The sequence below is a fragment of the Methylicorpusculum oleiharenae genome (assembly GCF_009828925.2).
Taxonomy (GTDB): domain Bacteria; phylum Pseudomonadota; class Gammaproteobacteria; order Methylococcales; family Methylomonadaceae; genus Methylicorpusculum; species Methylicorpusculum oleiharenae.
Window position 1 is genome coordinate 5,234,201 of record NZ_WUTY02000001.1, and the last position, 7,179, is coordinate 5,241,379.

Here is a 7,179-nt window from a genome sequence, read left to right on the forward strand (position 1 = left end):
GCGCTTCCTGACTTGGCGAGGGGTAAAACTCAACGCTGACAAAAAGCAGCTCTTCTTTCAATCACACACTTTTCATAGCAAGCCAAAAGGACATAACTGAAAATGGCAGCTCCCAGCGACCATAAATAAGGCGTCTGTAGCTCAAGCCAGTAATTGCCTGCCAGCCACATTACCAATCCTGAAATAAGCCCCGCACCGGCACTCAAACTCCCGCCAAATCGGGTAAAAAGACCAAACACAACGACGGTTATCACGCCCGCACTGCCAAAGGCGGACGCTTCTTCAACCAGGGTATAGACCCGTCCGGCATGCAACGCCAAACCATAAGCAATAAAACCGCAAACCATGACAGCAGCTCTGGCAATCAGCACCTTACTCCGCTCATCCGGATGCCCCAAAACCGGCACGATCAGGTTGTGAGAAATTAATGCAGAAGCGGCCAGTAATGCGCTATCCACAGTGGATAAAATTGCCGATATCAGCGCCCCGGCAAAAATCACATAGAGAAAAGAATTAAGATAGGTTTGCGCCAATTGCGGCAATATTTGCTCAGGATGACTTAGATTAGGCAGCAGTCCGTAACCGAGCAAACCCGTTGTTACCGGAATCAAACCCACAGCGAGATAAAGCAATCCGCCCCCCACACAGGCTCTCCGTGCGATTTCGGGTGAACGGCTGGCCAGGACGCGAGACACCAATTCTTGTGACATTAACGAACCACAGACCGGTATCGCCCAGAGTTCAACGGTATCCAGCCAGGAACTCGAAGAACTTTCATTAAAAAATCGCAAACGTTCGGGTTCAATTTTACTGATGGCAGCTTGCCAACCACCATTGGCTTCAACGACTAACACCAGTAAAATCATTAAACCGATGATCAATGCCACACCTTGCACGGCATCGGTAATCACATCAGCCAGTAAACCGCCGTAAAGTGTATAGATAATCACAACGGCGGCGGCGCAACTGATCGCCAATTCGACCTGAAAACCGCCCGTCGACGACAAGACCTGCCCGAAAGCTCTGATCTGGGCCGCCGCCCACATAATCGTCCCGGGCACCATCATTAAAACGGCTAATCGTTCTATGTTGACCGAATAGCGTTGTTTGAATAAATCGGCTAATGTCGTCATTTGCCTTCGCCATAGGGGTATTGAAAACAATAAACCCATGACCACCAGGCAAAGAGAATAGCCGAAAGGATCAATGGTGGCGCCAGACAGACCTTTCTCATAAACGGCACCCGCTGCACCGATACAGGTTTCTGCACCGAACCAGGTCGCAAAAACGCTTAAAGTGGCAAGGCCGGTTCCAAGACTTCTTCCTGCCAGCAAATAGTCTTCTTCGTTGTTGATCTTTTTAGAAACAACGATTCCGATCACTAACTGGATCAGTATGTAAACAATAATGCCCAGCAGAACCCAATTCACATTCAGTCGAGACCCCTTACGCCTTTTATACCCATCGTAAATCGAAATTCGGCACCGGGGTGCCCATCAAAGGACGCCGTAAATACATCCCTGTAGGCTCTATGCGAGCTTCCATGCTGGCAAAGTCTTTGCCGAATACCCCGTTGCCTCCTTAGGCACTGCCGAAATTTGAAGTGCGAAAGGTATATACTGAAAAATCGTTCGATTTTGTTAACGGTACGGTATGCGCCTGTGTCGAGGCCCCAGTAAAGCCGTGCCCAGGGCTTGAAGGCGGCATACATGCTGACGACAGTCCTGCTCTTTTAGAAACCAGACGTTTTTCGATCCAATAGGCGTCACTGTTTTTGTTAATGAATCGACAGCATATTGTCCAGCGCTTTCCGGGCTAAAACAGCTTCTTTCTCAGGCACTTGTATCCGGTTAACCACATGACCTGCCGCGAGGTTTTCCATTACCCAGGCCAAATGCTGAGGATCCGTTCTAAACATCGTCGAGCACATACAAACGGTGGGCGACATGAAATGAACATTTTTGCCCTGATCTTTGGTCAATTCGTTCAATCGATTGACCAAATTAAGCTCCGTACCGACCAGCCAGCGGGTACCCGGTTCGGCGTCTGCCACCACTTTTAGGATGTACTCCGTTGAACCCACATAGTCCGATTTTTCGCACACTTCGAAACTGGCTTCGGGATGCGAGATGACTTTAGTTTCCGGGTATCGCTCCAGAAAGCGGTCAATGTGTTCGGGCTTGAACATTTGATGCACTGAACAAAAACCCTTCCAGAGAATGATTTTGGCTTGCCTGATCTGCGCTTCAGTCAATCCGCCCAAAGGCTGTTCAAAATCCCAGGTCACCATTTCATCCAGAGGAATACCCATGCGATAGCCGGTATTACGCCCTAAATGCTGATCTGGAAAAAACAACACTTTTTCGCGTCTTGAAAAACTCCATTCCAGAACTTTTTGCGTATTCGATGACGTACAGACAATACCGCCATGGTCTCCGCAAAAGGCTTTTAAATCTGCCGCCGAATTGATGTAGGTGACGGGGGTCACCGTTTCATCAGGATCCAATAAGTCCGAAAGCTCTTGCCAGCATTTGTTCACTTTAATGACATTGGCCATATCGGCCATCGAACAACCGGCAGCCATATCAGGCAAGATGGCGATTTGCTCGGGCCGAGACAAAATATCGGCAACTTCAGCCATAAAATGAACGCCGCAAAATACGATATATTCGGCTTCCGAAGCCGCTGCGTTCCGGGAGAGCTTTAATGAATCACCCGAAAAGTCGGCATGTTTAAATACCTCATTCCGCTGATAATGATGCCCCAGAATCACACAACGAGCGCCTAGTTTTTGCTTAGCGGCAACAATACGCGCGTCGCACTCATCATCATCTAGTAAGGCATAATTTTGGATGGGTAAAGCAGTGGATATCATATTTTGAACCTAAATCATAGGTAAGGTTTACGTTTAAACACCTTACCTGTTATTGAACTGTATTGTTTTGGATGCTGTTTAAAAGCTAATACCCGAAACAGACTGTACAAATATCAGCATAACTCAAAAGCGGGAGTGTTACCCATGATCCTTTAATACAACGCGTTTTGAAGTAATGACATGGCACCTGCTCCGCCTTGCTGCTGAACATATTGCATGACCACCGGCACAAATTGACTGATCATATTTGAGTTCATACCCAAAGCTTGAAAAGAACTCGCCAGTGACGCCAAGTTACCCAAACCGCCTGCTTGAGTGCCCAACAAACCGCTGGCGGCTCCCAGCAAAGAGGAATTAGCCGCGGTTGGAACCTGCGGGGCATTTGATAAATACTGATCCATACCCGGTACAGCTTTACTTAATGCTGAAAAGTCAGAAACGTTCATACTTTGCTTAGCGACTGAAAAAATCGAGCCCGCGCCGCCTAAAGCCTGAACGGGAGAAATTCCCAGCTGATTGACTAAGATATTGACCAAACCCAACCCGCTACTGTCACTCGCGGCATTACCCAAAACACCGGCCAAAGGTGCTTGCTGATTAACTGCGGACTGAGCAGTTCCTAATCCGATGCTTTGAACTGTGCCTTGTTGCGCTGGGACGCAACCGCCAGCCAGCCCTATCAAAGAAGTTATAACGGCTGCATTTTTTAATAGTTTCATAATTGACTCTTAGACAGGCCAGATGGTGGCTTGGTGAAAAAGGGTAAACAACCAACGTGCGATTGTTGTTTTGCAGAATCCATTGCAGCAAATTCCCAGTTTGAACTTTATGTGGCGGCTTTGAGGGTTGGCGTAAGGCTTGCGAGTAACGCCGTAGAACCCTCGATGGGGGCTTGACGGCAGCATCCCTGCTGCCGACATCCCGCAAAGGTTACGCCTCTCCCTGTTAATCATCAAACTGGGAATTGCTGAAATCCATTGACCGAAGCAAGCAGATAAAGCCTCGGCTGGGTTAGACTGTTGTTAACCCAACTAATGCCTGTCGTTTTCAGCAGCATGGAAGGCATGATGCTACAACTTGACCGTTCCATGCTTGCCTGGGCTCGCTCTTTTAATCCCGCTTTTCTTCCTTACCCGCAGGTTTGCGGAGTTTAATTCCCAATTCTTTCAATTGCTCCTCACTGACAAAAGCAGGTGCATTAAATAACGGGCAGGCTGCCGTTTGCGTTTTCGGGAAAGCGATCACATCGCGAATCGAGTGAGAACCGGTCATCAACATCACCAATCGATCCAGACCAAAAGCAATACCGCCGTGAGGTGGCGCGCCATACTTTAAAGCGTCGAGCAAGAATCCAAATTTTTCCCGGGCTTCTTCGTGACCAATACCGAGAATATCGAAAACGGTTTGCTGCATCGCAGTCCGGTTGATACGAATCGAGCCTCCGCCAACTTCAGTACCATTTAAGACCAGATCGTAAGCGCGCGATAACGCCTGTCCTGGATTTGCGACCAAGTCTTCTGAAGAACAGCTTGGCGCAGTAAACGGATGATGAATTGCAGTAAAGCGTTTGGCTTTGTCATCCCAAGCGAACATAGGAAAATCGACCACCCACACCGGTCTCCACTCACCTTCGAGCAAGTTGCGGTCAATACCCAGTTTGACACGAAGCGCGCCTAGCGCTTCATTCACGATAGCGGTTTTGTCGGCGCCGAAAAAGATCAGATCACCATTTTGAGCACCGACTTTTTTCATCACGTTGGCCCAAACGGTATCGGGCGCAAATTTAACAATGGGAGATTGCAAGCCTTCGATACCGGCGGCTAAATCGTTGACTTTGATGTAGGCCAAACCTTTGGCACCATAAATTGCGACAAACTTAGTCAATTCATCAATATCTTTCCGGCTTAAATCGCCGCCGTTCGGCAGCCGCATCGCCACTACACGACCGTCCGGGGCGTTGGCAGGCCCTGAGAACACCTTGAAATCGACATCTTTCATTTCATCGGCAATATCGACAAGTTCCAGCGGAACCCTTAAATCAGGGCGGTCGGAACCATAACGGCGCATGGCTTCCTGATAGCTTATGACCGGAAATTGCGCGCCCAGGTCAACATCAATGATGTCCTTGAACAGACGGCGAATCATTTCTTCCATGACTTCCATGATTTGCTGCTCGTTCATAAACGAGGTTTCGATATCGAGCTGAGTAAATTCAGGCTGACGGTCGGCCCGCAAATCCTCATCCCGGAAGCAGCGTACGACCTGATAATAACGATCCATTCCCGCTATCATCAGCAATTGTTTGTACAACTGCGGCGATTGGGGTAAAGCGAAAAAGGCATTTTGATGAGTACGGCTGGGCACAATGTAATCCCGTGCGCCTTCAGGAGTCGCTTTCGTCAGATAAGGTGTTTCGATTTCGAAAAACTCATGATCATCCAAAAACTGACGTAAATGACGCGTCACATCGCGGCGGACTTTCATCTTTTGTTGCATTACCGTGCGGCGCAAGTCTATGTAGCGAAAACGCAGCCTCGTTTCCTCATTGACTTCTATATCGCTTTCCAATGGGAACGGCGGAGTTTCCGATTCGTTCAACACTTCAATATGCTTGGCCAGCACTTCAATAGCGCCGGTTGCCATATTCGGATTATGCGTGCCTTCAGGACGTTCTCTGACAATACCTTCAATGCGCAGAACATATTCGCTACGCACGCTTTCGGCCAGAGCAAATGATTCCGGTTCATCTGGATCGAATACGACCTGCACTAAACCAGCGCGGTCCCGCAGATCGATAAAGATGACACCGCCATGATCTCGGCGCCGATGAACCCATCCGCAAAGGGCAACGGATTGGCCTAGATGTTGGGCAGTTAATTCTCCACATTTGTGGCTACGCATAGAATGTTCTCGTATTTGTCCAAAAAGAGCCGATATTACTGGCTAAGATGCATCAGTGCAAGCCAAGGTCAACTGCTGGTTTTACTGCAGGCGCCTCCGCCCGACGATGCGGCCGGTTTTTTTGATTCCGAAGTACTGGGAGCAGAGTCACCCGCGACATTTTTTTTGGTGCCGCTCTTAAAATCGGTTTCATACCAGCCGCCGCCTTTAAGCCTGAATCCTGCGGCTGAGATTTTTTTCATTAGCTGAGGTTTACTGCATGCAGGACAATCTATTAACGGCTGTGCATTCAGCTTTTGCAGGGCCTCATATTCATGACCGCAGGATTGGCATTGATATTCGTAAATGGGCATCTTTTTAATCTCCGAAAATAAACTAATTTATGAGGGTCAATTTTATTTTTTCAAGTTCCATGCGCTAGAATGCAAGTTTTGCGACAGATCAAACCGCTTATGAAACGATTGACTATAACCCGGCCGGATGACTGGCATTTACATTTGAGAAACGGGGACATCTTAAAAACCGTAATTCCCCATACCGCTCAAAGGTTTGCAAGAGCCATCGTCATGCCCAACCTGAAACCACCGGTTACGTCTGTTGCGCGGGCAAGTAGTTACCGGCAGGAAATTTTAAACGCGCTTCCGGAAAACGCTGACTTCACGCCTTTAATGACGCTTTACTTAACGGCAGCTACAACCCAAGAGGATATTAAAGCCGCCGCCGCATCCGGCATTGTTTATGGATTTAAGCTTTATCCGGCGGGCGCCACGACAAATTCCGATGCGGGCGTTTCCCAAGTCAAAGCAATTTATCCCTTGTTTGAAGCGCTTCAAAATGTGGATATGCCTTTGCTGATTCACGGTGAAGTCACTGACAGCAAAACCGATATCTTCGATAGAGAACGGCTTTTTATAGAGCGCACATTAATTGACATTGTCCGCCAATTTCCGGAACTGCGCATCGTTTTCGAACACGCCACAACCCGGGATGCCATCGACTTTGTCACAGCGTCATCTTCTTTTGTTGCATCAACCATCACTCCGCAACATCTGCTCTACAATCGCAATGCCTTGCTGGCAGGAGGCATCAGGCCTCATCATTACTGCCTACCCATTCTAAAGCGCGAAGATCATCGCTTAGCATTGGTCAAGGCGGCGACCAGCGGTAATCCAAAATTTTTTCTGGGCACCGACAGTGCTCCGCATCAGACTCATCTTAAAGAAAACGCGTGCGGTTGTGCCGGCTGTTATAGCGCACATGCCGGCATTGAACTTTATGCCGAAGCGTTCGAGCAAGCAGAGGCATTGGATAAGTTGGAGGGCTTTGCCAGTTTCTTTGGACCTGATTTTTATCGCCTGCCAAGAAACGCTGACAAGCTAACCCTGGTAAAAACTGAGTGGCGC

General features: G+C 48.5%; 6 protein-coding genes. 1 reads left to right on the plus strand and 5 read right to left on the minus strand.

The features are described from left to right. Nucleotides 1-29: 29 nt before the first annotated feature. The 5 genes from GO003_RS23340 to GO003_RS23360 all read right to left on the minus strand — a co-directional run bounded on the left by GO003_RS23340 (nt 30) and on the right by GO003_RS23360 (nt 6,129). Nucleotides 30-1,430 (minus strand): sodium:solute symporter family protein, encoded by a 1,401-nt coding sequence (locus GO003_RS23340; RefSeq protein WP_159658182.1) that lies wholly within the window; start codon nt 1,428-1,430, stop codon nt 30-32. Nucleotides 1,431-1,777: 347 nt separating this feature from the next. Further along, the gene (nadA, locus tag GO003_RS23345; RefSeq protein WP_159658181.1) at nt 1,778-2,875 is read right to left on the minus strand and encodes a quinolinate synthase NadA; all 1,098 of its coding nucleotides are present in this window, start codon (nt 2,873-2,875) and stop codon (nt 1,778-1,780) included. A gap of 152 nt (nt 2,876-3,027) precedes the next feature. After that, the gene (locus GO003_RS23350) at nt 3,028-3,594 is read right to left on the minus strand and encodes a DUF2780 domain-containing protein (RefSeq protein ID WP_159658180.1); all 567 of its coding nucleotides are present in this window, start codon (nt 3,592-3,594) and stop codon (nt 3,028-3,030) included. Nucleotides 3,595-3,985: 391 nt separating this feature from the next. Further along, nucleotides 3,986-5,776, minus strand: coding sequence for an aspartate--tRNA ligase (gene aspS / locus GO003_RS23355; RefSeq protein WP_159658179.1), 1,791 nt, complete (start codon nt 5,774-5,776; stop codon nt 3,986-3,988). 68 nt (nt 5,777-5,844) lie between these two features. Continuing rightward, nucleotides 5,845-6,129 carry an FmdB family zinc ribbon protein gene (locus GO003_RS23360; protein WP_159658178.1) on the minus strand — a complete coding sequence of 95 codons (285 nt, stop codon included), beginning with the start codon at nt 6,127-6,129 and terminating at the stop codon, nt 5,845-5,847. Nucleotides 6,130-6,228: 99 nt separating this feature from the next. Here GO003_RS23360 and pyrC point away from each other — a divergent pair. Continuing rightward, a partial coding sequence (gene pyrC / locus GO003_RS23365) for a dihydroorotase (RefSeq protein WP_231089164.1) occupies nt 6,229-7,179 on the plus strand: 951 nt, incomplete at its 3' end.

Bases quoted from the DNA above. Each gene is read 5' to 3' on its own strand.
- nadA (WP_159658181.1), bottom strand. From the start codon at position 2,875: ATGATATCCACTGCTTTACCCATCCAAAATTATGCCTTACTAGATGAT.
- GO003_RS23350 (WP_159658180.1), bottom strand. From the start codon at position 3,594: ATGAAACTATTAAAAAATGCAGCCGTTATAACTTCTTTGATAGGGCTG.
- aspS (WP_159658179.1), bottom strand. From the start codon at position 5,776: ATGCGTAGCCACAAATGTGGAGAATTAACTGCCCAACATCTAGGCCAA.
- GO003_RS23360 (WP_159658178.1), bottom strand. From the start codon at position 6,129: ATGCCCATTTACGAATATCAATGCCAATCCTGCGGTCATGAATATGAG.